Genomic DNA, 24,268 nt, shown 5'->3' with positions numbered 1-24,268 from the left:
AATAAAAATGTAAACTTTGTAAATATAAACTTGACACTATGCAATTTACACAATATCTCCATTCCAGAAAACGCAACTACCTCTTCGGATGGATGGGACTCTTATTCATTGTTGTAATCAGTGTTGGGTTTAGCTTCGGGGATAATGACAACTATGCTAGTTCTAAACGAGAAGTGTTATTGCGTCGCATCGGACACGACATACTCCTGCAGTCTGGCGACAGTACTTCAAGAGTGCTTCCTATAAAAAAGATTTCCGAAAACGAGTATCAAATCACTTTTGAGAATGCGTTTAGCTTTCAGCCCGATGCTCTGGTGAAAACGACGCAGCGTTGGTTAGCCAAAGACCCGCTCGCCAACGATTATGTAGTTAGCGTGCTTAATTGCGCCAACTCGACTGTCGCTTATGGATACGCCATTTCCAAAAATAAAAAAGACGATATTGTAGCCTGTCTAGGAAGAAAGCAACCGGTGGCTTGTTATACCATGAACATTACCTTTAAACCCAATGGCATCGCAACAAACTATGCTTATCTTTTGGGTGGTTTGTCATTTTTTGCCTTGCTTGGTTTTGTTTTTTTGAAGCCAACTAAGCCGAAAAAAACGGTAGCTAAAACAGAGGATGCCAAACTATTTACTTTTGGTTCGGTGGTGTTTGATACGCAGCAACGTCAACTGCAAATCAATGAAACAACCGAAGTTCTCACCGCAACCGAAACACGTCTGTTGCGCATCTTTGCTTCAGCTCCCAACGAAACCATAGCCCGAAGCCGCTTACAAAAAGAAATTTGGGAAGACGAAGGCGTTATAGTCGGCCGTAGTCTGGATATGTTCATCTCAAAACTCAGAAAAAAACTAGAACTTGACCCAAAGAGCAACATCCTAGTGGTACGCGGCAAAGGATACAAGCTGGAAGTAACCGCCTAAGGAAAACTAACACGGCTGCCAAATGGGAATTCGAAGGAATGTATTTGTGCCAATTCGTGTAATTCGTGTGTGTTTTTTTAGGAGCAGTACTTCTTTGCTTACCACACGAGTTGTCCCGCTGTTCGTTACAATCTTTATTGCCGAACCCCGGCAACAAAGGATTTCCACTGCCATCGGGGCTAGGCGAGGACTTTTTGTTTTCATAAAACATTGCTTTTCCTTGAGATTGTAAATGTTAGAAACTTCGAACCACTAGCAGCATTAAGTTCAACAGCTAGCGCGATGCCTCTGGCTCGTGCTAACGATGATAAATATTTCAAATTTGTCACAAGAGCGTTGAACATTATAAGCTTTTGATGATATTGGGTACGATTGAGACGCTCGCATTAGTGAGGGTAGAAAAAGAGGTTTTTTCACAGCCTGACGTTCCGGTGATTGGCGAGGTTGCAAGGTTCGCAACCGATTATTTTCTATCAAAGATAAAATTTCTTGCGAGAAATAAACGTGTATTTACTACAAAATTCGCAATCTTGCCAAACAGCCTGTTGTGCGATCGGTTATTCTGTCCAATGACTTTTCAATTTAGCATATAAATTTGTTTTGTGTCTTTCTATGTTTTCATTTCCATTCATATTTTTAGAAATTTCTAATTCTAAATATTCAACCCAAAAAGTAATATCTTCCATTATTTTGTATAATGAAATTGTTAATGTTGGATAATTGTTTTCGTTAAGTTTTGTAACACTGCTGAAAATTAATTCGTCAATAATTCTATTAGATTTATCTTTATTAGGAGTAATCATTTCTCCTCCAGCTTTTTTAATATCATCAAAAACACCTGAAAACAGAAAAAATTGTTCAACATTATTTGAGTTTTCTATGTTTCTGTACCAAGATAGCGAACCATAAATCGGTAACGTTTCTAATGTCAGAATTTCATTAATTCTATCTTCGATATGTTGATTTGTATTACGAATTCTTTTCGCTTTATTAAACTCAAGCATACTAATATCTGTTTTTAAAACTCCGAAATGTTTTTCTAATATATTTCTGAATAAACACGAGTTATTTATAATTGTCCAAACGTTTGAGAATATTTTTGGAAAAATGAGTTTCTCACTTTTGGGATTATTACTAAAACTTACTAAATCTCTAATTAATTCTTCAAAAGCTATTTCACAAATATCTACACTAAAAGACAACGCATTTATTGCGATTACTTGTTTTGCATTTAGATTTATTGGTGGTTTTCTCAAATATGAATTCTCGTCCATTTTCACGATTTTTGGTTAACTGTCGCACAACGTTCTTGCGCCTTGCGCTGTTTGCGACTTACGAAGACGAGTATTTTCGGCTAAACGAAAATACGATAAAAAACGGTAATTCCACTAAATTCGCAAATGGTGCAAGACGTGTGTTCTTGTTGCACAACTAAAATTCCCTCTTAAAATTCTGATTTATTAAATTATTTAAAATATAATATGTTGATTTTCAATGGTTAATTTGTTTAAAAAAAATGATTAAAAGTTAGATTTAGTTTTTTTTTTAGTTGTGCAACAGCCACGTGTGTTACCGGCAGTGTTTTTTTTAAATATTTTTCTATCTTTAAAACATGGAAAAAGAAAATAAACAGATCTTAAATCGTATAGATAAAGAAGCACTTTTATTAGTCAAAGGAGAAGCTGAACTTTTAATGGATGAAATAACTATTTCAGAAAATACTACAATCAGTAAAGCGAATAATTATTTCCAAATTTTATTTGCCGTTTGTGTTTCTATTATTGGCTTCTTAGTGAGCAAGAGTGAAAATTATGATGAATATTCATTACTTAACCAAATTAGCTTAATTTTTCTTTTGTTTTTTCTTATTGCATTATTCTTTCTTTCACGAATACTTTATCCCAAAGCAGAAGGTTTAAAAGGCACAATTCCTAGCGAAATTTTGCAAACAGATATTTTTGACAAATCTAAAGATGAACTTGAACTTTTTCTTTCAAACAGAATTGTTTCATTACAAAATTGTATAGGCAAAAGATTAAAAAACCAAAATAGCCGAATAAAAGATCTTAAAACATCAATAAATCTGATATTAGCATCACTAATTTTAGTATTAATTTATTCGACAATATATTTTATTTCTTAAGTATACCACTTTGGTTTTCTGATCTTTCCTGGTAAGTTGATGTATCTCTTTCTGGAGTTTGTCTTCCACTATTTCCCGAATCTTGAGATGTGTTACTATTATCTTCTTTATCGTAGTGCATAAAATTAATTTTAATTGAAATATAAAAATACTAAATAATTACTTTACATTCCTTTTAAAGCCTCGATTTTTTTCAACATTGCTGGTAATTAGTATATATACGAAATAAACTTTCGTGTATACACCTAATAATCGGGTGGATAAGTGAAGTTTTATCATAGCTATCCGAAAGTTTTAATGAATGAGCATAAAATACCTTGTTACCCATTATAAATAGGCGTTTACTTTTTTATTATGCTGAAAATAAGTCAGAACTGAATTTTAATTCTGGTTCTGATCTTATTTTTTTGGCTCCATCTCCAACCTGATTGCAGATATAATCTAAACTTAAATAATACACTAAACAGATTCTGATTTTTTCAACCAGATTTGAGAATGACTTTGTCTTTTTTGATATGGTTCTGTTTATCAATTCAAGCAACAAATAACAAATCAAAGCGATATAAATTTGCGATTTAACCGCATTTTCACTTGTACCCAAGAATGTTTTTATCTGTAGATTTTGTTTCATCGCCTTGAAAAACAATTCGATATCCCATCTCTTTTTATACAAATCGGCTATTGTTCTTGCTGACCATTCTAAATTATTGGTTATTATTTCGATAATCTTATTTTCGTCTTGCTTATACACATGGACTAATCTTAGTCTTTCTTGGTTAATACCTGTCTCTATGGCTTTACTACTGTTTAAAACAACTATTTCGTCCTTGATAATGTCTTGGTCTTCTTCATCTGGCAAATCCAACTCTTGGATGGATTCGTACAAAGTATTTGTCTTAATCCTAGTTACAAAAACATTTTCTGCTTGAATTCGATGCAGCATCAATGCGAAATCAAAATAAGCCCTGTCTTCCACAACGATGGTTCCTTTTGAGAAAACTAACTGGCCTATACCATACCGATCGTGTGTTTTAGCTTCGGTTATATTTACCAAATTCGGGATTTGTAAATTATCATCCCAGCAGGTGTGTATTTTTAAGCCACCTTTTGCTGTCCGAAACTTTGCCCAGTCAAACATATTCAAGCACAAACTGATTGTGGTATTGTCTATCAATTTTATGTTTTGTTCTTTAATTTCTTTGATAATACTACGTTGAGATTCACTTTTTAAAACTCTTCCATAATGTTTCAAAAGCCTGTAATATAGGGATTCAAACACTTTCCAATCACGTTTTTTATTGCCATCACTCATCGTGGATCGTGCTGGACTTTGAATCAGTCCTAAATCCCCAATAAAAGTCTCACTGACCCCAATTCCAGTGGAAATATCATTTAAAGTGTAGCATTTATTAAGCTGTCCGTAAGTTAATGCAACAAATTGGTCGTAAGTCTTGTATTTAATACAGCCTTTGTCGGAACTGTGTTTTTTAGCACAAGATTCAAGCATCCATCGAGGAACAAGGTCAATAATTTGTCGAATAACTGGTTTTTTGATATTTTTGTTTCGCCTGAAGAGTCCCATAAAGTATTATTTGTTTCGCAAAATCAAAAATACGGGATTCTCAGGCATTTTTTATTTTAGACTTTCGGATAGCTATGAAGTTTTATTTTGCTTTATGGTTTTTCAAATATTCTTCAAAATATAAAGCAACCTGTTTTCTTACTGTTTATAATCTAGGAACTGTAACACCTACAAGGTTTTGTAAACCTTGCAGGAGGAAAGTTTTATTTATACTAGGTGTTTTGAAAACAATTCGTCTCTTCTAGCCCCGGGAGGAGCGGCATCCTTTGCTGACGGGGTTCGGCAGCAAAGATATAGCGTATCACGGGAGGGGAAGTGTGGTAAAATCTGTTCGTGTGCTCTTGATGAATTGTCCAAAAAAAAACTAAGGCACATAAAGAATTTAAGTTAAGAAAAGGGATAACTTAAATGTCCTTATGTGCCTTATGTTTAAATAACAGCCAAGAATGCACGAATACAACTTCTATGGGCTACTATCGGCTTCTAATTATATGAAAAACTTCAATGACTTATATGTTTAACAACATTAGCCAGTTGTTATTTTATTTCAAATGTTCAAGCATATCTACCGTCATATTGTCGAGGGCAAAATGGTGGTTCCAACCCCAATCTTCACGTGCACGGCTGTCGTCGATGCTGGCAGGCCAACTATCGGCAATTTTTTGACGGAAATCGGGTGCATAGCTGATGGTGAAATCAGGAATGTGCTTTTGGATTTCGGCAGCGATTTCGGAGGGTGTAAAACTCATCGCGGCCAAGTTGTACGAGGAACGAATTTTGATTTGCTCCGCTGGTGCCTGCATAATTTGGATGGTAGCGGCAATGGCGTCGTCCATATACATCATTGGCATTTTGGTTTCAGCCGACAAGAAACATTCGTACGATTGGTTTTCGAGGGCTTTGTGGTAAATGTCTACCGCATAATCCGTAGTGCCGCCGCCCGGAGGTGAGGACCAGCTAATCAAGCCCGGATAACGGATGCTGCGCACGTCTACACCAAAAAGGTTGTGGTAGTATTCACACCATCTTTCGCCCGATTGTTTGCTAATGCCATACACGGTCGAAGGCTCCATAATGGTGTATTGTGGGGTATTTTCTTTGGGAGTAGTGGGTCCAAAAACCGCAATACTCGAAGGCCAGAATATTTTTTTGATTTTTCCGGCTTTGGCCAAATTCAGGACGTGAAACAAGGAATTCATATTCAAATCCCAAGCAAAAGCTGGGTTTTTTTCGGCAGTAGCCGAGAGCAAAGCGGCCATCAAATAGACATCGGTGATTTGGTGTACTTCGACCAAATGTTCGATTTGGTTAAAATCGAGCGCATTGATGACTTCAAAAGGACCCGAGTTGACCACATCTACATTCAGTTTTCGAATATCGGAGGCGATGACGTTCTCGGTACCGTAAATTTTTCTCAATTTTTGGGTCAGTTCCGTTCCGATTTGACCACACGCGCCAATGATTAATATTTTTGGATTCATAAGTTGCCGTTTTAGGAGAACAAAGATAAGAATTTATCTTAAAAATATCGATTTCGCAAAAATGACAATAAATTTAATAAAAAAATGTAATTGTATGTTGTTTAATCTTTAAAAAATTAGAAAGTGAGTAAAAAATAATAGAATTTATACTGTCGAAGTTTAGAAAACAAAAAATTGAAGTACTAATCCGTCCCTTTGAGGAGCTTTTGGCAGGTAGTAAAGCCATCAAAATCTTAAATAGGGTTAATTTAGAGAAAGGAAAATGAAATTATCCCTATTTTTACCTAATGAATAGAAGCGTTTTTTTACCATTGGTTTTTCTTTTTTTGGCTGTATTGTACCCCAATTACTTTTTGGGACAGGATGATATGGCTTCTTTATTGCAAAAATTAGATCGAACCGTTGAGAACTATTCGGTGACTACTAAAAAAAAGGAAACGCACTTACTGCATCTCAAAGAAGTATTGCGTTATAGTACTTCCAACGAGCAACGGTATGCTATTTACGGACAACTTTATTCAGAATACGCCACTTATCAATTGGACTCGGCGCTAACTTATGCTCGGAAAAGTGGGCAAGTAGCAAGATTTTTAAACGATTTAGAAAGAGTAAATGGGGCTCAACTCAATGTGGCCATGATATTAGGTACTTCAGGCATGTACAAAGAATCGATGGATTTGTTGGCCTCAATACCCGTAAATCAAACCCCCAACTTGAAGGGTTATTATTATGGAACGTACCGCATTGTTTATGGTTACTTAACGGAATACGCAGCTTCGACTATAGAAAAACAAAAGTATAAGGCATTGACTCAACGCTACCGAGATGCTTCTATGTTGTATTTTCAGCCGAAAAGCCGAGAATTTTGTATTGCCAATACCGATGTTTTATTTGAAAAAAAGCAATACGATCAAGCGATTGCTTCGCTACGTTCTTTTTATAGCACTACTTCTGCCCAAGATCCAGATCAAGCGGTTTTAGCGTATTTGATTGCTGAGGGTTATCGGTTAAAAAAGGACAAGGAACAACAAAAAAAATGGTTGATTCTTTCGGCTATTTCTGATTTGCAATTGGCCAAAAAAGAAAATATTTCGTTACGAAAAATAGCTTTTATCTTGTATGAAGAAGGCGATATTGATAGGGCGTACACGTACATCAAGCGCTCTTTGGAAGATGCGTTGTTTTGTAATGCCAAACTGCGTACCTATGAAATATCCAAAATGCTGCCCATCATTAATCAAGCTTACGATCATAAAAATGAAACCAATCGTACACAATTGACCATTTTTTTGATAGCGGTAAGTGTTTTGTCGATAATTCTGCTAGCTGCTTTGGTTTTGCTTTTCAAACAAATGCGAAAAGTAGCTGCGGCTCAAAAAGCTCTTACTTTGGCCAATGAACAACTTTCTAATTTGAATCAGGACTTAAAAGAAATCAACCAACGCTTGAATGCTACCAATGCCACCCTGGCCGAGGCCAGTTTGTTAAAGGAAATTTACATTGGTCGTTATATGGACCAATGCTCGGATTATATTGGTAAACTTGAGGAATTCAGCCAAAAACTCAAAGTAATGGCCACAGCAGGTAAAGTAAATGAGTTGCTCAAATTGGTCAAATCGAATGCGGCTGTTGAAAAAGAATTAAAGGAGTTTTACACTCAATTTGACCAAACCTTCTTGGAATTGTTTCCAACATTTAAAGAAGAATTTTCTAATTTATTGTCTGATCAAGATGCGATTCATTTGAAAAAAGGCGAATTACTCAACACCGAATTACGCATTTTTGCTTTGATTCGTTTAGGAATAAAAGACAGTGCTAAAATTGCAGTGTTCTTGAGATATTCAGTGTCTACCATTTACAATTACCGCTCGCAATTAAAAAACAAAGCACGAGGTCCAAGAGAAGAATTTGAAAATCAAGTGCTGTTAATTGGAACTTCTCAGGAAAAGTAACCACTTTTTATTCATAATCCGCCCACTTTTTTTACCTACTTTGTTTTTGTAAATAACTAAAATATAAATAGTTACAAAAATTTCAATCTACTTTTTTTTTACGCTATCGTTTTCACTGTGATAAAGCGGCTAATTTTGTAGGTGTAGTTTTTTATGCCGAAAGGGAATTTTAAAAGCTATTGATTATATCGATTTCGGTTATTTATAGATCAAGTGTAACGCTTGTTTTTCTTTTTGGAATCGCACTTTACTTATGTTTAATCCTTTTTAAATTAAAAAAATGAAACACTTCTTATTCTCCGCTTTCCTATTTTGGATCGGAATGACTTCGGTACAAGCCCAGAAATTACAGTCGCCCGATAAACAATTGCTCATGACATTTTCATTGCTTTCGGATGGCACACCAAGTTACACCTTAAGTTACAAAGGCAAAGTAGTGATCAAACCCAGTAAATTAGGATTTGAATTAAAAAATGATAAAAAATCCTTACGAAATGATTTTGTACTTACTGATACTAAAACCGCTACTTTTGATGAAAGTTGGAAACCGGTTTGGGGCGAAGTGGCTTCCATTCGTAATCAGTACAATGAATTAGCAGTTACTTTAAATCAAAAAGAAACCGAACGACAAATGGTGGTTCGTTTCCGATTATTTAATGAAGGATTAGGGTTTCGCTATGAATTCCCATTGCAAAAAAACTTATCGTATTTTGTAATCAAAGAAGAAAAAACGCAGTTTGCCATGACCGGCGATCACACTGCTTTTTGGATTCCGGGAGATTATGATACGCAAGAATACGATTATACTACTTCAAAATTATCCGAAATTAGAGGATTTAGCGAAAAAGCCAAAACGGCCAATTTATCGCAAACCACCTTTTCTCCAACGGGAGTACAAACTTCGTTGTTGATGAAAACCAAAGAAGGATTGTATCTCAATTTGCACGAAGCGGCATTGATCAATTATTCTTGTATGCATTTGAATTTGGATGACAAAAACATGATTTTCGAATCGTGGTTGACTCCTGACCAAATTGGCGACAAAGGCTTGATGCAAGCGCCACACAATTCTCCTTGGAGAACCATTATGGTCAGCGATGATGCCCGTACAATACTGGCTTCTAAAATGACATTGAATTTAAACGATCCTTGTAAAATTGAAGATACCTCTTGGATCAAACCCATGAAATATGTTGGGGTTTGGTGGGAAATGATTACCGATAAAAGCTCTTGGTCATATACCGATGAATTGCCTTCGGTACAACTTGGAGTAACGGATTACACGAAAGTAAAACCCAATGGTCGACACGGTGCCACTACCGAAAATGTGAAAAAATATATTGATTTTGCTGCGCTACACGGATTTGATGGCGTTTTGGTCGAAGGTTGGAACGAAGGTTGGGAAGATTGGTTTGGGCATTCTAAAGATTATGTATTTGATTTTGTTACTCCTTATCCAGATTTTGATGTCAAAGGGATTCGTGACTATGCAAAGGCCAAAGGGGTAAAAATGATCATGCATCACGAAACTTCGGGATCTGTCCGTAATTATGAGCGCCATATGGACAAAGCATATCAATTTATGAAAGATAACGGGTATGATGCAGTAAAAAGTGGTTATGTTGGGAATATTTTGCCGTTAGGATCTAATCATTACAGCCAATTTAGCAACAATCATTATCAATACGCCGTAGAAAAAGCGGCCGAATACCAAATTATGGTCAACGCCCACGAAGCGGTGCGTCCTACTGGAATTTGTAGAACGTATCCTAATTTGATCGCCAACGAATCGGCTAGAGGGACGGAATACCAATCTTTTGGTGGTTCCAAACCGAATCACGTGACGCTCTTGCCTTTTATGCGCTTGTTGGGTGGTCCAATGGATTATACGCCGGGTATTTTCGAAATGAACATCAGTTCGTTTAGTCCGAATAACAAATCTCATGTCAACAGCACTTTGGCCAATCAGTTGGCGTTGTATGTTACTCTTTATAGCCCTTTACAAATGGCGGCCGATTTCCCAGAACATTACAACAAATTCCTTGACGCTTTTCAATTCATAAAAGACGTTGCGATGGATTGGGACGAGAGTAAATACCTCGAAGCCGAGCCAGGAGATTATATTACCGTGGCTAGAAAAGCCAAAGGAACAAACAATTGGTTTGTCGGAAATGTAAACGGTGAAACGCCAAGAACTTCGAAAATAAAATTAGACTTTCTAGATAAAGGCAAAACGTACGAAGCGACCATTTATGCCGATGCCAAAGACGCGCATTATAAAACCAATCCACAAGCGTACACTATTCGAAAAGTCAAGGTGAATAGCAAATCGCAATTGTCGCAATTCTCTGCTCCAGGTGGCGGATATGCGGTGAGCATTGTGGAAGTTAAAAAGTAAAACACAGGGCTAGCACCCAATTTTAAATAGTTTAGATTAATTTGTTTTGGTTTTGAAAGAGCTCGATCTTGGATCGGGCTTTTTTTTGGCCACGAATTCACGAATTTTTTTGGGATAATTGGTGTGTAAATAGGAAACGAATTCATACGTTCTGATTCAATTAGAATTGGTGCATTCGTGGCTTCTTTTTAAATGTTTTCAAAATAGGACGGATTAAAATCCATCCCTACAATATGGTCGAACCTACGGTTCTTTTTTGCAGCTAATTTTTTTGGCACGAATTCACGAATTTTTTTGGGATAATTGGGTGTGTAAATAGGAAACGAATTCATCAGGCATTGCCAATTCTGATTTAATAAGTTTTGGTGCATTCGTGGCTGAAAACCTAAAGCTGAAAACTGATAACTAAAATTTACTTTGTAACTTTGAGCCTTTAATTTATTTTTCAAATGAAACAACCCATCTGGTTCCTTTTTATAGCCCTAATTTCTTTGTCTTCTTGTAACGATGACAACAAACTCCGACTGGAAGCTCAAAAAAAAGAAGCCCAACGAAAAGAAGTTATTTTTAAAACAATCAACAAAGGGTGGGATTTTCAAAGTGCTCCTGTTAATGATGTAGCGCAAAATAGTCTTTCGTTTTGGAGTCAGTGGCGCACGTTTATGGACGAATTATCGCAAAAACCTCAAAGTTCGATTAGTGCTTTTCAAAAAAAATCGAAAGCGCTGACCAAAAAGGTAACGGAGATGAAAGACAATATTCCGGATCAATACAATACGCCTTCTATCAAAAGTAGGATTTCCATTCTACTCACCAATGTGAGTTTGTTGGATATGTATTTGCATTTGTCACAAATACCTGCGCAAAAAGTGGTGCGCCAAATCACCGAAATCAACTTAGAACTCATTGCGTTGCAACGTGAAATGGACAAAGTGGATATGAAAATGAAGATTCCGATTGAATTTGGTGAAACCGAAATGTTGCAAATGATCAAAGATACCGCCAGAGCCATCCCATCAACGGTTACTTTACCTTCAAATACATCACGCATTGAGTAAGCCTATTTTATATACTACCTACGAAAAATCGCCCAAAACCCTTCAAATTAGTGCGAGTTTGACGACACATCCAGCAACCAAATTGCATTTGACAGGTTTGTTGGGTTCTGCTTTTTCATTTGTGACGCGTTCTTTGTTTACCCAAACCGAATTGCCTTTTTTGTTGGTGTTCAATAACAAAGAGGAAGCTGCCTATTACTTGAACGATATGGAGCAATTGGTAGGCGAAAAAGACGTGTTGTTTTATCCCGCCTCTTTCCGAAGACCCTATCAAATAGAAGAAACCGACAACGCCAATGTGTTGTTGCGTGCTGAGGTATTGAACCGCATTAATTCGCGTAAAAAACCTGCCGTGATTGTCACCTATCCCGAAGCCCTTTTTGAAAAAGTGGTTACCCGAAAGGAATTGGACAAAAACACCTTGAAAGTTGCGGTCAATGATAAGATTTCTATCGATTTTATCAACGAGGTATTGTTTGAATACGAGTTCAAAAGAGTTGATTTTATTACCGAACCCGGAGAGTTTTCCGTGCGTGGAGGAATCGTAGACGTATTTTCATTTTCGAATGATAATCCGTACCGCATCGAGTTTTTTGGCAACGAAGTTGAAAGTATTCGAACCTTTGATGTTGCCACCCAATTATCGATTGAGACCAAGAAAAAAATCACGATTATTCCCAATGTAGAAAACTCTTTTTTTCAAGAAAATCGAGAATCTTTTCTAGACTATATTTCGCCACAAACGGTAATTTTTATTCAAAATACCGAGTTGTTATTGGTCGATTTAGACAAACAATTTGGCAAAGCCGAAGAAGCTTTCTCGAAATTATCCCAAGAAATCAAACGCTCCACTCCCGAGCAATTGTTCTTGAACCAAGCCAGTTTCATCAAGCGCGCTTTGGATTTTTCGGTGGTCGAATGGGGGAGCAAAGCTGTGTTTAAAATCGCAAACGACTTTCCATTTCATATTCAGCCACAGCCGTCGTTCAACAAACAATTCGATTTGTTATTGAATAATCTGAACGAAAACCATTTTAACGGCTACAAAAATTATTTGTTTTGTTCCAATGACGGACAAGTCAAACGCTTTCACGATATTTTTGAAAGTTTAGACGAAGCCAATGCCGAAAATATTCGAAAGCAATACCACACCATCGTGTTGCCGATGTATCAAGGTTTTATCGATGAAGAAAACCAAATCGCTTGTTACACCGACCACCAGATTTTTGAACGCTATCACAAATTCAGCATCAAAAACGGCTATTCGAAAAAGCAAAATTTAACGCTCAAAGAACTGACCTCACTCTCTGTTGGCGATTATGTGACGCATATTGACCACGGAATTGGGAAATTCGGAGGCTTGCAAAAAATACAAGTCGAAGGCAAAACCCAAGAAGCCATTAAGTTGGTGTATGCTGATAATGACATTGTGTATGTGAGCATTCATTCGCTGCACAAAATTTCGAAATACAATGGCAAAGACGGAACGCCACCCAAAATTTACAAATTAGGCTCGAATGCTTGGAAAGTTTTAAAGCAAAAAACCAAAGCCAGAGTCAAACATATTGCGTTCAATTTGATTCAGTTGTACGCCAAACGTCGTTTGGAAAAAGGCTTTCAATTTGCGCCCGATAGTTATTTGCAAAACGAGTTGGAAAGTTCATTTATTTACGAAGACACGCCCGACCAAGTAAAATCGACTCAGGATGTCAAAGCCGATATGGAAAGCGAACGCCCAATGGACCGATTGGTTTGTGGGGATGTAGGTTTTGGTAAAACCGAAGTGGCAATTCGTGCTGCTTTCAAAGCCGTGGACAATAGCAAACAAGTCGCGGTTTTGGTGCCGACCACAATTTTGGCCTACCAACATTTCCGAACGTTTAGCGAGCGATTGAAAGATATGCCCGTGACTGTGGGTTATTTGAACCGTTTTAGAACCGCCAAGCAAAAAGCAGAAACTCTAAAGCAACTCGCCGAAGGAAAGTTAGATATTTTGATTGGGACACATCAATTGGTTAACAAAAATGTGGTCTTCAAAGATTTAGGTTTATTGATAGTAGACGAGGAGCAAAAGTTTGGGGTAAATGTAAAAGACAAACTCAAAACCATTGCCGCTAATGTAGATACGCTTACCCTTACAGCAACGCCTATTCCAAGAACCTTGCAGTTTTCGTTGATGGCGGCCAGAGATTTATCGGTAATTACTACGCCACCGCCCAATCGTTATCCGATAGAAACGCACGTGGTGGGTTTTAATGAAGAAACCATTCGAGATGCTATTTCGTATGAAATTCAGCGCAATGGTCAAGTGTATTTCATCAATAACCGTATTGAAAATATTAAAGAAATCGCTGGTATGATTCAGCGTTTGGTGCCCAACGCACGGGTAGGCATTGGTCACGGGCAAATGGATGGCAAAAAACTCGAAGAATTAATGTTGGCGTTTATGAACGGTGAATTCGATGTTTTGGTAGCCACCACCATCATCGAAAGTGGATTGGATGTGCCTAATGCGAACACCATTTTCATTAATAATGCCAATAATTTTGGACTTTCAGATTTGCACCAAATGCGCGGACGTGTGGGACGAAGCAATAAAAAAGCATTTTGTTATTTCATTTGTCCGCCGTATTCTGCGATGACCGAAGAAGCCCGAAAACGCATTCAAGCTTTGGAACAATTTAGCGAATTGGGTAGTGGTTTCAATATTGCGATGAAGGATTTAGAGATTCGTGGCGCAGGAGATTTGTTGGGAGGCGAACAAAGTGGTTTCATCAATGAGATTGGCTTTGATACCTATCAAAAAATTATGAACGAAGCCATTGAGGAACTCAAGGAGAATGAATTCAAAGAGTTGTATCCAGAAGAGAACAACATCGAAACCAAACAATACGTCAAAGACCTGCAACTCGACACCGATTTTGAGTTGTTATTCCCAGATGAATACATCAATACCGTTTCGGAGCGATTGCTGCTGTACAACGCACTAGGAGAAGTCAAAAATGAAGAAGAACTCACGGTTTTCATTAATAAGTTGATTGACCGATTTGGTCCTTTGCCAGCAAGAGCCAATGCCTTAATGAATAGCATTCGCATTAAGTGGATTGCCACCCGCGTAGGCATCGAAAAACTAGTACTAAAACAAGGCAAAATGATTGGGTATTTTGTTTCCGACCAACAATCGGATTTTTACCAATCGAATCGCTTCAATAAAGTCTTGGATTTTGTACAAAAGCATCCTAATCTATGCAAAATGAAAGAAAAGCAAACCCCAGCAGGCCTTCGTTTGTTACTTACTTTCGATAATGCCAAAACCACCCGTAGATGTTTGGAATTGATGGAATTGTTGGGAGGGGAGTAATAATTTTTAAAAACCGATTTCAATTTTTTAGACAAAAATGAATAGGAATGGGCTTTATTCAAAATTAATGGAGTTTTAGCTAAAGGCTATTTCATTTTTTAATAACTTTACTTCACTAAAAATTTAATAATGAATTTAGAGCAACATAAAACCAAGATTATCCAAAAACTACAAAGCATTCAAGATGATAGCCTTTTGGATGAAATTGATAGGGTTTTAAATGGGAATTATATTGTTGCTCATACGATTGATGGTAAACCGTTAACCAAAAATCAATATATAAATCACATTGAATCTATTAGCGAGTCTATTGCTAATGGAGCAAAAACCGTTACTACAGAGGAAGTCAGAAAGCGTATTTTTTCTATTAAAAAATGATTTTGCTTTGGTCCGAAGAAGCATCCAATTCACTGGCTTCTATTTACTATTATATTCTCAAAGATAGCCCTCAAAATGCCGTAATGGTAGTGGATAAAATCATTGATCTAGCAGAAACTTTAAAAAACGATAATTTTGAATACGCTATTGATCCAATAATCAACAAGCAAAAATTTCGTCACATTAGTATTTGGAGTTACAAGATACTATATGAAAGAACAGCTGATCGTGTTATTATTTTGGATGTTTTTGACGGAAGACAAAACCCCAAGAAGTTGGATAACTATTAAATTCAAACTCATTTAAATTAATTTTTATACACACTTTCGATAATGCCAAAACCACCCGTAGCTATTTGGAGTTGATGGAATTGTTGGGAGGGAGCAATCGAGATCTTTAATCTAGTTGACTCATTTTGCTCTTATTTTTCTTCGATTATAATATGATGGTATGGCCTTTTTTTAGAAATGTATATCTTTGTTTTTATAATCCGTTCGAATGCCAATCTCACCCCATTTCAATTGCGATGCTCAGATACATAAGAAACCGTTCTGTTTCTTGACTCCTGTGCGTGCAGTTTTGGCGCTCTTGTTTTATGTATGTACTTTTACTAATGCTCAAGCTCAAAAAAAGATGATTACACCACCTACGCTTCAAAAAGGAGATACTATTGCCATTGTGGCTACCGCTCGAAAAAACATTGAGGATAATTTACAACCAACTATCGATTTATTGCACAGTTGGGGGCTCGAAGTGGTGATTGGAAGCACCATTGGTTTAGACCAAAATCAATTGGCGGGGACAGATGCGCAACGTGCTGCCGATTTTCAAAAGCAAATGGATAATCCTAACATTAAAGCTATTTGGTGCGCTCGCGGCGGTTACGGAACGGTGAGAATGATTGATTTATTGGATTTTTCAACTTTCAAAAAGCACCCTAAATGGATAGTAGGATTTAGTGATGTTACGGTTTTACACAATCATTTGAATACGTTGGGCTACAAAACCATTCACGGAACTATGCCTGTGAGTATTCCTAGAACCGCTCCAGAATCGATTGCTACTTTGTACAAAGCCTTGTTTGGACAACCTTTAGCCTACACTATTGAACCTACTCCAATGAATCGTTTGGGCAAAGCCAAAGGAGAATTGGTAGGTGGGAATTTATCGATTTTGTATAGTTTGTTTGGTTCGCCTTCTGCAATTGATTGTTCGGATAAAATTCTTTTTATCGAAGATTTGGATGAGTATTTGTACCACATCGACCGTATGATGATGAATTTGAAACGCAATGGTTGTTTGGAAAGCATCAAAGGAATTATCGTAGGCGGTATGACCAAAATGAAAGATAACGATATTCCTTGGGGCAAAAATGCGCTTGAAATTATTGAAGATGTAACCAAATCCTATAACATTCCCGTGGTGTATAATTTCCCAGCGGGGCATATTAAGGACAATCGCGCGTTGATTTTGGGAAACACCATTACACTTGAAGTTACCGCTACAGGCTCTACTGTGGTTTTTGAATAGTTTTTGGTTTAAACATAGAAGTCATATAAGTTTCTATTTTTTATTGAACCATAATTGAAGGGCATATAAGTTGGGTTTTAACCACGAAGGTCACAAAGGTAGGCACAAGGCTCACTAAGAAAGATGGTTTTCTTTTATTCGATTAATTCACAATAATCTGAGTTCTTAAATATGTGTTTTCTTATGATTGTTTAAAAACAGATTCCATAGATTGAAATAGTGAGAGTAATAGTTTTCATAATCATCAATTGCATCCTGCTTTAGCGGGATGTTTTTTAATTTGAATTTAGAAAGGCTTTAGCCCAAATTATGCTGTATTTTGGCTAAAGTCTGATTTGGGTTTGCATTATAATGAATGGGATAATGCACATTCCTATTCAAATCTTAAATGACCTACAATGCCTTTTATGGTTTTTAAAAAACTGAAATGACTCATATGTTTAAAATTTCATAAGGATTTTGATTTAAATTATGGCAGCACATAACGAATTAGGAAAACTAGGCGAGGAGCTAGCGGTTGATTTTCTGAAAAAAGAAGGGTACACGATTTTAGCAACGAATTGGATTTTTCAGAAGGCGGAGATTGATATTTTGGCTCAAAAAGAAGATGTTTTGGCCGTTGTTGAGGTCAAAACAAGGTCTTCTATCGAGTTTGGATTGCCTCAGGACTTTGTAAAACCAAAAAAAATCCAATTATTAGTAAAAGCTGTTGATGCTTATGTGACCCTCAACGAAATCGATGTAAATGTGAGATTTGACATTATTGCGATCCAAAAAGAAAAGGAATCCTTTGCAATTGAACACCTTACCGATGCTTTTTATCATTTTTAATGGAAAAAATCCTTTGTTACATTTGTAACATTTTGTTTTTTATTTATATTTGCAAAATATTTTAACACATTTTGTCAGTTAAATATTTTTCTTTTTATCCATTTAAAAAATGACTTTGTTATGAAAACCGTTTCATCTATTGTTGAAAATTACATCAAAACCAAACCTTTTTTATTGAATGCACTTTCGATGGGCATTATCAATTTGACGTCTTTGTCTCGGAATATTATGACCGAGCTGGAAAGTGATTTTGGTAAAGAAGTAAAACAAGGCGCTGTGGTGATGGCCTTGAAACGATTAACGGAGGAATTGGATTTTAAATTGAATCACAAAATCAATAAAGTGATTCGCAATATTGGTGAAATCACGGTGCGTTCAGAGCTGACGGATTATACTTTTGCGGCATCGGATACGGTTTTGAACAAACAAGCGGATTTAATTACGGATATCAATACGTTTTCGGATATTTTTTACACCTCTTCTCGTGGAGTAAATGAAACGAATATTGTAGTGAGTAATAGCGTGAATCATTTGGTAGACAAGCATTTTGCTAACGAAAAACTGATTCAGAAATTAGAAAATTTGGCTTCGATCACGGTTAAATTACCCAAAGAAAACATTGTTGTTCCTGGAATTTATTACTTTATATTTCAGCGTTTGGCCTGGGAAGGAGTCATTATCAACGAGGTGATTTCAACTTCTAATGAGTTTACTATTTTGGTGAGCGAAGATGAGGTAGATGTTGCTTTTAAAGTGATTAAAGACTTGAAGAATTAGGCATACGCCCTAAAATAGTTATGTAACAAAGCTTCTTAAAACCGTTCAGGTCTTACGAAGCTTTTTTTATGGAAAAATTCTGCTACTTTAAGGCGATAAACATGAAGTTTGAGTTGCCGATAAATAGGCCAAATGTTGGTCTTTAGGCCCCGATGGGAGGCTACCGTCTGGACAGAAATATTTTTATGTTAAAATGGCACGCAGATTGGGCAGATTATCGCTGATTTTTGGTTGTATATTAAAAATATTATTTACAAAACTTATGTTTTTTCAACACATTTTTTTTCACCACAACAAATTTATTAGTTTAAATCCGTTCAATCCGTGGCCTATCAGAAAATGTGTCCAGACGGTAGGCTCCTCCCGGGGCTAGAAAAGACGAATTGTTTTCAAAACACCTAACGTTATGAATACAACCCTTTCAGAGTTTGAAACTCTGAAAGGGTCACTAAAATCCCTACTCCTGCAAGGTTTTCAAAACCTTGTAGGTGTTTTATAATTAGCTTATAAACTGCTATTAAATAAATAGCTTGATTATGATTTGTAGGAATAATTAAATATATTTGGAATGCCTGAAGCGATAACAGCCTTTGGTTATCTGCCCGATTATAAGTGTACACACGAAGGTTTATTTCGTATTTATACCAGTTATTGGCAATTTAACAATCATTCGTAATAAACATATAGACTATGGAGAGTATCGCATACATTGTGACAAATAAATTTATACTTATTTTAGCTGACACTAATTTTGAATTAAAAATTGGTGATGAAGAAATTAAGAAAAACGATGCACAAAAAGTTTCTGTTTTGCTCGATAATTTAGCAATTGCTTGCGTTGGTGAATTTTACAAAACTTCTGACATTTCTAATTACGTTTGGAAACTTAATGAATTAGGACATAATAATTCATTTGATGAAATTATTGAAGATTTAGAATCTTCTTTTGGAACAGATAATATCACAGAAGAAATGCTTCGTAAGCAGAATGAGCTTTACATAAAATTTACTGATTTAAATGGAAACATAGACACCGTTGCTTTGTTAAATTCCATCAAGGACGATAAAATTATGTATCCATTTGTTCGAGATGTATTTATAACTCTACAAGGGGGATTTAATCCAACATCTATAGCTTTATTTTCCGTAGAAAATAATCCATTCCGAATCCGAGTTGGAAATTATAATATTAAAGGTAATCATATGGTTGGTAGTGAAACCAATATACTTACAGATCATATTTTTATTCATTCAATGAGCGCGACTAAGGATGAAAACACAATCGCACAACTGACAAATAAAGCACATTCTGAAATTAATAAATTTGTTTTTAAAAATTGGGAAAATGATGATGATGCAGTAAATAAATTAATTGAAGTTGGAAAAATTACTCTTACAAATATTATTGAATCTATTTCACCCTATCCTTCAAAACCAAACGTTGTTGTTTATGAACTTTCGAAAAACACAAATTACATATTCAAGGATCCCGAAACTCACTTAAAAAGATATAATTTTAATCGGTTTTAGTAAAATAAACTACCAGTAACAGCTACCAACGGATTTGGGCAATTAGCTTAATAGACCATTTTTCATTTCTACTTTTGGCAAATCCTAAAAATGGTTTACTTTAGTAGATAAATTCATCCTTAAGAATTAAACATAAGTAATGCTAGTAACCAAATTTATAGGAACAAATGGCTAAAAAAAGAAATTCAATAAGTTTTATTATAAAACTTAAATCTATAAAAAGAGAAATAAAATTTGCCTTTTTTATTTCTCTTTTGTCAATACTTACAATAGAAATTTTATTTAAAAACTTTTCCGCGCCTTCTCATTCTTTTTATATCATTGGCGACATATACTTAAAAATATGTTATTCAATCGTTGCTACATCAATATTTTTTTTAATTAACCAGCATCTTCCAAAAGAAGATAGAAATCTAAAAACGAATAAATATATTCGTAGTAAATTAGTTTATGTCAACAATGAATTGGTTTGGTTGTCAGAAATGTTAAACATTAACAATAGAGATTTAAACTTAACAGAAGAAATAATAAACGAGGCTTGTAAAAATATAAATCCTGCATCACAAGTTACAGAGTCACGTATAAATAGTTTTGTAAATTGGAGAGAATATCTAAAATACAAAACTGACAAAATTAAGCTCCTACTGACTGAAGTAATGATTCTAAACTCAACTATTGAAACAGAGTTACTAGGACATATTGTAAATATGCTTGATGCTATCGATCAATTCTATCATTTAAATAACCGAACAATTTCGCTTGGAAAAGATTTAAGCTTTTACTCAAATGCTATTTCATATTTATTCGAAGAAAATTATAAAATCTTCAAAATAATAGACACAGGAAAATATAAAATTTATACAAATACAAATATGAATGAATACATAAACAAGAAACTTAAGAAGTAAAATTACCCTGATAACTCGAATTTGCAATCAATAGTCCCGCTAACGCTAGCGTCACCCTCTTATCCACAATTCATACAATACAAATCGGCAACCTCCATACGATAGATTTTACTTAACTATTAGCACGAGCCAGAGGCATCGCGCTAGCAAATGAGAACAGCAATAGTATCAAAACATCATTGTTTTTTTTATTATGAAAACCAAAAGTCCTCGCCTAGCCCCGATGGGAGGGAATATCCTTTTTTTAGGGCTAGGCGGTTTTTCAAACCGAATAGCGCTAAAAAAAGATAGGAAGGACAGCGGGACTTTGCCTTTTGATAAAGCCTATTTTTACTGCTTCTAAAAAAAATAATGCATCTGATTTTTTTGTGCTGCGACAACAACTAATGCTTAAATTTACCTGCTTTAATTGTGGTTTAAAAATAATATAATGTCATTATCTCCTTCTTATCAAAAGTTTAAAGACCAAATAGCAGCTGTGCTCGACTCGGGGCGCATATTGACGAATCCTTTGCAAACCTTGGCTTACGGAACGGATGCGAGTTTTTATCGGTTGATTCCGAAGATGGTGCTTTTGGTACATGCTGAAGCTGAAGTGGTGGCGATTATCAAAGCGGCAAATGCCTTGAATATTGCCTTGACGTTTCGAGCGGCGGGAACGAGTTTGTCGGGACAAGCGATAACGGACTCGGTTTTGGTCGTGGCGACGCACGGCTGGAAGCATTACGAATTACTAGATGACAAGCAAAAGATAAAACTAGAACCCGGAATTGTAGGCGCTCGAGCGAATACTTTTTTGGCGCCACACGGACTAAAAATTGGTCCCGACCCAGCTTCTATTGGTGCGGCGATGATTGGTGGAATTGTAGCCAATAACGCCAGCGGGATGTGCTGCGGAACGGCTCAAAATTCGTATAAAACCATTGCTGATATTCGAATGATTTTGCACGATGGGACAGTTCTAGACACAGCCGATGCGGAAAGTGTGGCTTCGTTTTATGAAACTCAGGCGCATTTAATTGAGGAAATTAAGGACTTACGACATACTATTATTGCGAATCCGGCTTTGGAGGAGCGCATTCGTCAGAAATTTAAAATCAAAAATACTACGGGCTACAGCATCAATGCTTTGGTGGATTATGAAGACCCTATTGAAATCATCAAGCATTTGATGGTGGGCTCTGAAGGGACTTTGGCGTTTATCTCGAATGTGACTTTCAAGACGGTTGTAGACGAAAAGCATAAATCTTGCTCGTTGTTGATTTTCAATTCGATTCAGGATGCTTGTAACGCGACGATTTTGTTGAAATCAAGTCCTGTTGCCGCCGTAGAATTGCTAGACAGAGATTCCATTCGCTCGGTAGAAAATGATTCCGAAGCACCTGATTATTTTAAAACGTTACACGAAGACGCTTGTGCTTTATTGGTTGAATGTAGAGACAATGATAAAGAAGTGTTGTTGCAAAAACAACAACAAGTGAAAGCTCAAATTGTGAGTATACCGACTTTTACGGATTATGAATTCACATCAGACCCTAAACAATATTATTTTAATTGGAAGGCCAGAAAAGGTTTGTTACCAACGGTAGGCGGTTTACGAAAAACAGGAACCACAGTGATTATTGAAGATGTGGCTTTTCCGCTACCGCAATTGGCAGAAGCTTGTGTGGCACTAAAAGCCTTATTCAAAAAACACCAATACCACGACGCGGTTTTGTTTGGACACGCGTTAGAAGGAAATTTGCATTTTGTGTTTTCACAAGATTTCTCGAATCCGAAGGAAGTGCAACGCTATGAAGACTTAATGGCCGAATTGGCGATAATTGTTGTGGATCAATTTGGAGGCTCTTTAAAGGCGGAACACGGAACGGGACGTAATATGGCCCCTTTTGTGGAAAAAGAATGGGGAGCGGCGGCTTATGACATTATGAAACGCATTAAGAAGATCTTTGATCCCAAGAACCAAATCAATCCTGATGTTTTGATCAATCCAGATCCAAAAGCGCATTTGAAACACTTAAAACCTTTACCAGAATCTCACGATATTATCGATAAATGTATGGAATGTGGATTCTGTGAGCCGCATTGTGTTTCCGAAGGATTAACGCTTTCACCTAGACAACGCATCGTTATTGCTAGAGAAATCAGTCGATTAGAAGCAACTAATGACGACCCGCAACGATTGGCAGACATTCGGAAAGATGTTACCTATCAACTGGATGAAACTTGTGCTACCGATGGTTTGTGTGCTTTGGCTTGTCCGGTTCACATTGATACGGGTAAGTTTGTCAAACACTGGCGAGCCGACGCGATTACGGATACTCAAAAGAAAGTGGCCGACTACATAGGTTCAAATATGGAAAGTACTACCGCGATAATGCGAATGGGGTTAAAAGTAGTGTCGTTTTTTCATTCGGTTTTTGGGACGAGAATTATGTCATCGATTTCTAGTGGATTACATTGGATTTCAGGAGGCAATATTCCTAAATGGATTCCCCAAATCCCGAAAGGAGCGGATAAAATTAAGTAAACGAAAGATTGGCTACTAATTCACGATTTTAAATTTAAGTAGGTGTAGAGAATAATTTGCGGTAAAATAGATTGAGGATTAATTCGTGCATTCGTGGCAAAAAATAAAGAAAAATGGCTGATTTAAAAGTAGTGTATTTCCCTTCCTGCATCAACCGTGCGATGGGAAAAAACGAATTTCAAAAAGAAGAAGACTTACAACTCACAGCACTGACCCATCAGTTGTTGGTGCGGGCGGGTTATACCATTATTTATCCAAAAGAATTGGATGCGCATTGTTGTGGAATGCCGTTCTCGAGCAAAGGTTTTGCCGAGGTGAATCATAAGCAATCCCAACTTTTAGAAGCGGATTTGCTAAGTGTTTCAGAGAATGGCAAGTATCCTATTTTGTACGATATGAGTCCTTGTTTTTACCATTCCAAAGAAGAATTCACCAGCAATTTGAAAATTGTTGACCCAATTGCCTTTATGTTGGACTTTGTCCTACCCAAATTAACCGTAAAAAAGAAAAAGGAAGCAGTGACTATTTTTCCTGTTTGTTCGGTAAAGAAAATCGGAAAAATGGACCAATTATTGGCTTTGGCGCACTATTGTGCTGAGGACGTAACGATGATTGACAGCAACTGTTGTGGCTTTGCGGGTGACCGTGGTTTCTTGATTCCTCAATTAAACGAATACGGATTAAGAGATATTAAAAATCAAATACCGAGTAATTGTACTAGTGGCTATTCCACCAGTAGAACGTGTGAAATTGGTTTAGAAAAATCGAGCGGAATATCGTTTACTTCTATTTTTTATTTGATTGAAGAAGTGACGCGATAAGAAGATTTGAAAGGTTTATAAAGCAAAGAAGCCAGCAAAATTGCTGGCTTCTTTGTTATTTT

At 36.4% G+C, this 24,268-nt stretch carries 18 protein-coding genes; 15 read left to right on the top strand and 3 right to left on the bottom strand.

Going from position 1 to position 24,268, the window contains the following annotated elements:
• Positions 1 to 38 precede the first annotated feature (38 nt).
• Entirely contained in the window at positions 39 to 926 is an 888-nt protein-coding gene (locus tag BXU11_RS01330; RefSeq protein ID WP_078210732.1) for a winged helix-turn-helix domain-containing protein, read from the top strand.
• 557 nt (positions 927 to 1,483) lie between these two features.
• Here the strand turns inward: BXU11_RS01330 and BXU11_RS01320 are convergent.
• Entirely contained in the window at positions 1,484 to 2,200 is a 717-nt protein-coding gene (locus BXU11_RS01320; RefSeq protein ID WP_078210730.1) for a hypothetical protein, read from the bottom strand.
• Positions 2,201 to 2,538: 338 nt separating this feature from the next.
• Here BXU11_RS01320 and BXU11_RS01315 point away from each other — a divergent pair, with 338 nt between their 5' ends.
• The gene (locus BXU11_RS01315; protein WP_078210729.1) at positions 2,539 to 3,069 is read left to right on the top strand and encodes a hypothetical protein; all 531 of its coding nucleotides are present in this window, start codon (positions 2,539 to 2,541) and stop codon (positions 3,067 to 3,069) included.
• A 352-nt stretch (positions 3,070 to 3,421) separates the two neighbouring features.
• Here the strand turns inward: BXU11_RS01315 and BXU11_RS01310 are convergent, their stop codons facing one another.
• Together BXU11_RS01310 and BXU11_RS01305 are read right to left on the bottom strand one after the other, a co-directional pair.
• Entirely contained in the window at positions 3,422 to 4,651 is a 1,230-nt protein-coding gene (locus BXU11_RS01310) for an IS4 family transposase (protein ID WP_078210728.1), read from the bottom strand.
• Between the two features lie 542 nt (positions 4,652 to 5,193).
• The gene (locus BXU11_RS01305) at positions 5,194 to 6,132 is read right to left on the bottom strand and encodes an L-threonine 3-dehydrogenase (RefSeq protein ID WP_078210727.1); all 939 of its coding nucleotides are present in this window, start codon (positions 6,130 to 6,132) and stop codon (positions 5,194 to 5,196) included.
• Positions 6,133 to 6,419: 287 nt separating this feature from the next.
• Between BXU11_RS01305 and BXU11_RS01300 the strand changes: the two genes are divergently transcribed.
• The 13 genes from BXU11_RS01300 (at position 6,420) to BXU11_RS01235 (ending at position 24,206) form a co-directional block, all read left to right on the top strand.
• Positions 6,420 to 8,084 (top strand): DUF6377 domain-containing protein, encoded by a 1,665-nt coding sequence (locus tag BXU11_RS01300; RefSeq protein ID WP_078210726.1) that lies wholly within the window; start codon positions 6,420 to 6,422, stop codon positions 8,082 to 8,084.
• Positions 8,085 to 8,364: 280 nt separating this feature from the next.
• Entirely contained in the window at positions 8,365 to 10,482 is a 2,118-nt protein-coding gene (locus BXU11_RS01295; protein WP_078210725.1) for a glycoside hydrolase family 97 protein, read from the top strand.
• Positions 10,483 to 10,931: 449 nt separating this feature from the next.
• The gene (locus tag BXU11_RS01285) at positions 10,932 to 11,540 is read left to right on the top strand and encodes a hypothetical protein (RefSeq protein WP_078210723.1); all 609 of its coding nucleotides are present in this window, start codon (positions 10,932 to 10,934) and stop codon (positions 11,538 to 11,540) included.
• Complete coding sequence (gene mfd, locus BXU11_RS01280) at positions 11,533 to 14,901, top strand: transcription-repair coupling factor (RefSeq protein WP_078210722.1); 3,369 nt, start codon at positions 11,533 to 11,535, stop codon at positions 14,899 to 14,901. Before BXU11_RS01285 ends, mfd begins: the two co-directional genes overlap by 8 nt.
• A gap of 129 nt (positions 14,902 to 15,030) precedes the next feature.
• Positions 15,031 to 15,279 carry a hypothetical protein gene (locus BXU11_RS01275; RefSeq protein WP_024982476.1) on the top strand — a complete coding sequence of 83 codons (249 nt, stop codon included), beginning with the start codon at positions 15,031 to 15,033 and terminating at the stop codon, positions 15,277 to 15,279.
• Complete coding sequence (locus tag BXU11_RS01270; RefSeq protein ID WP_078210721.1) at positions 15,276 to 15,569, top strand: type II toxin-antitoxin system RelE/ParE family toxin; 294 nt, start codon at positions 15,276 to 15,278, stop codon at positions 15,567 to 15,569. Before BXU11_RS01275 ends, BXU11_RS01270 begins: the two co-directional genes overlap by 4 nt.
• A 343-nt stretch (positions 15,570 to 15,912) precedes the next feature.
• On the top strand, positions 15,913 to 16,809 hold the full coding sequence (locus BXU11_RS01265; RefSeq protein ID WP_078212007.1) for an LD-carboxypeptidase: 897 nt from the start codon (positions 15,913 to 15,915) through the stop codon (positions 16,807 to 16,809).
• Between the two features lie 471 nt (positions 16,810 to 17,280).
• A complete protein-coding gene (locus tag BXU11_RS01260) occupies positions 17,281 to 17,640 on the top strand; it encodes a YraN family protein (RefSeq protein WP_078210720.1) in 360 nt (119 codons plus the stop codon).
• 120 nt (positions 17,641 to 17,760) lie between these two features.
• Entirely contained in the window at positions 17,761 to 18,417 is a 657-nt protein-coding gene (locus BXU11_RS01255) for an aspartate kinase (protein ID WP_078210719.1), read from the top strand.
• Between the two features lie 690 nt (positions 18,418 to 19,107).
• A complete protein-coding gene (locus BXU11_RS01250; RefSeq protein ID WP_078210718.1) occupies positions 19,108 to 19,947 on the top strand; it encodes a hypothetical protein in 840 nt (279 codons plus the stop codon).
• Positions 19,948 to 20,114: 167 nt separating this feature from the next.
• Positions 20,115 to 20,855, top strand: coding sequence for a hypothetical protein (locus BXU11_RS01245; RefSeq protein ID WP_078210717.1), 741 nt, complete (start codon positions 20,115 to 20,117; stop codon positions 20,853 to 20,855).
• A 430-nt stretch (positions 20,856 to 21,285) separates the two neighbouring features.
• On the top strand, positions 21,286 to 23,385 hold the full coding sequence (locus BXU11_RS01240) for an FAD-binding and (Fe-S)-binding domain-containing protein (protein WP_078210716.1): 2,100 nt from the start codon (positions 21,286 to 21,288) through the stop codon (positions 23,383 to 23,385).
• Between the two features lie 113 nt (positions 23,386 to 23,498).
• Entirely contained in the window at positions 23,499 to 24,206 is a 708-nt protein-coding gene (locus BXU11_RS01235; protein ID WP_078210715.1) for a (Fe-S)-binding protein, read from the top strand.
• The last annotated feature ends 62 nt before the right edge of the window (positions 24,207 to 24,268 follow it).

The organism is Flavobacterium sp. LM5 (assembly GCF_002017945.1).
Lineage (GTDB): Bacteria > Bacteroidota > Bacteroidia > Flavobacteriales > Flavobacteriaceae > Flavobacterium > Flavobacterium succinicans.
This window is presented reverse-complemented; position numbering and strand designations above follow the sequence as displayed.

Excerpts from the sequence above, each read along its gene's own strand:
- BXU11_RS01270 (WP_078210721.1), top strand. The coding sequence starts at position 15,276 with ATGATTTTGCTTTGGTCCGAAGAAGCATCCAATTCACTGGCTTCTATT.
- BXU11_RS01240 (WP_078210716.1), top strand. The coding sequence starts at position 21,286 with ATGTCATTATCTCCTTCTTATCAAAAGTTTAAAGACCAAATAGCAGCT.
- BXU11_RS01245 (WP_078210717.1), top strand. The coding sequence starts at position 20,115 with ATGGCTAAAAAAAGAAATTCAATAAGTTTTATTATAAAACTTAAATCT.
- BXU11_RS01305 (WP_078210727.1), bottom strand. The coding sequence starts at position 6,132 with ATGAATCCAAAAATATTAATCATTGGCGCGTGTGGTCAAATCGGAACG.
- BXU11_RS01330 (WP_078210732.1), top strand. The coding sequence starts at position 39 with ATGCAATTTACACAATATCTCCATTCCAGAAAACGCAACTACCTCTTC.
- BXU11_RS01265 (WP_078212007.1), top strand. The coding sequence starts at position 15,913 with ATGATTACACCACCTACGCTTCAAAAAGGAGATACTATTGCCATTGTG.
- BXU11_RS01300 (WP_078210726.1), top strand. The coding sequence starts at position 6,420 with ATGAATAGAAGCGTTTTTTTACCATTGGTTTTTCTTTTTTTGGCTGTA.
- BXU11_RS01260 (WP_078210720.1), top strand. The coding sequence starts at position 17,281 with ATGGCAGCACATAACGAATTAGGAAAACTAGGCGAGGAGCTAGCGGTT.
- BXU11_RS01320 (WP_078210730.1), bottom strand. The coding sequence starts at position 2,200 with ATGGACGAGAATTCATATTTGAGAAAACCACCAATAAATCTAAATGCA.
- BXU11_RS01285 (WP_078210723.1), top strand. The coding sequence starts at position 10,932 with ATGAAACAACCCATCTGGTTCCTTTTTATAGCCCTAATTTCTTTGTCT.
- BXU11_RS01315 (WP_078210729.1), top strand. The coding sequence starts at position 2,539 with ATGGAAAAAGAAAATAAACAGATCTTAAATCGTATAGATAAAGAAGCA.
- BXU11_RS01295 (WP_078210725.1), top strand. The coding sequence starts at position 8,365 with ATGAAACACTTCTTATTCTCCGCTTTCCTATTTTGGATCGGAATGACT.
- BXU11_RS01255 (WP_078210719.1), top strand. The coding sequence starts at position 17,761 with ATGAAAACCGTTTCATCTATTGTTGAAAATTACATCAAAACCAAACCT.
- BXU11_RS01275 (WP_024982476.1), top strand. The coding sequence starts at position 15,031 with ATGAATTTAGAGCAACATAAAACCAAGATTATCCAAAAACTACAAAGC.
- BXU11_RS01250 (WP_078210718.1), top strand. The coding sequence starts at position 19,108 with ATGGAGAGTATCGCATACATTGTGACAAATAAATTTATACTTATTTTA.
- BXU11_RS01235 (WP_078210715.1), top strand. The coding sequence starts at position 23,499 with ATGGCTGATTTAAAAGTAGTGTATTTCCCTTCCTGCATCAACCGTGCG.
- BXU11_RS01310 (WP_078210728.1), bottom strand. The coding sequence starts at position 4,651 with ATGGGACTCTTCAGGCGAAACAAAAATATCAAAAAACCAGTTATTCGA.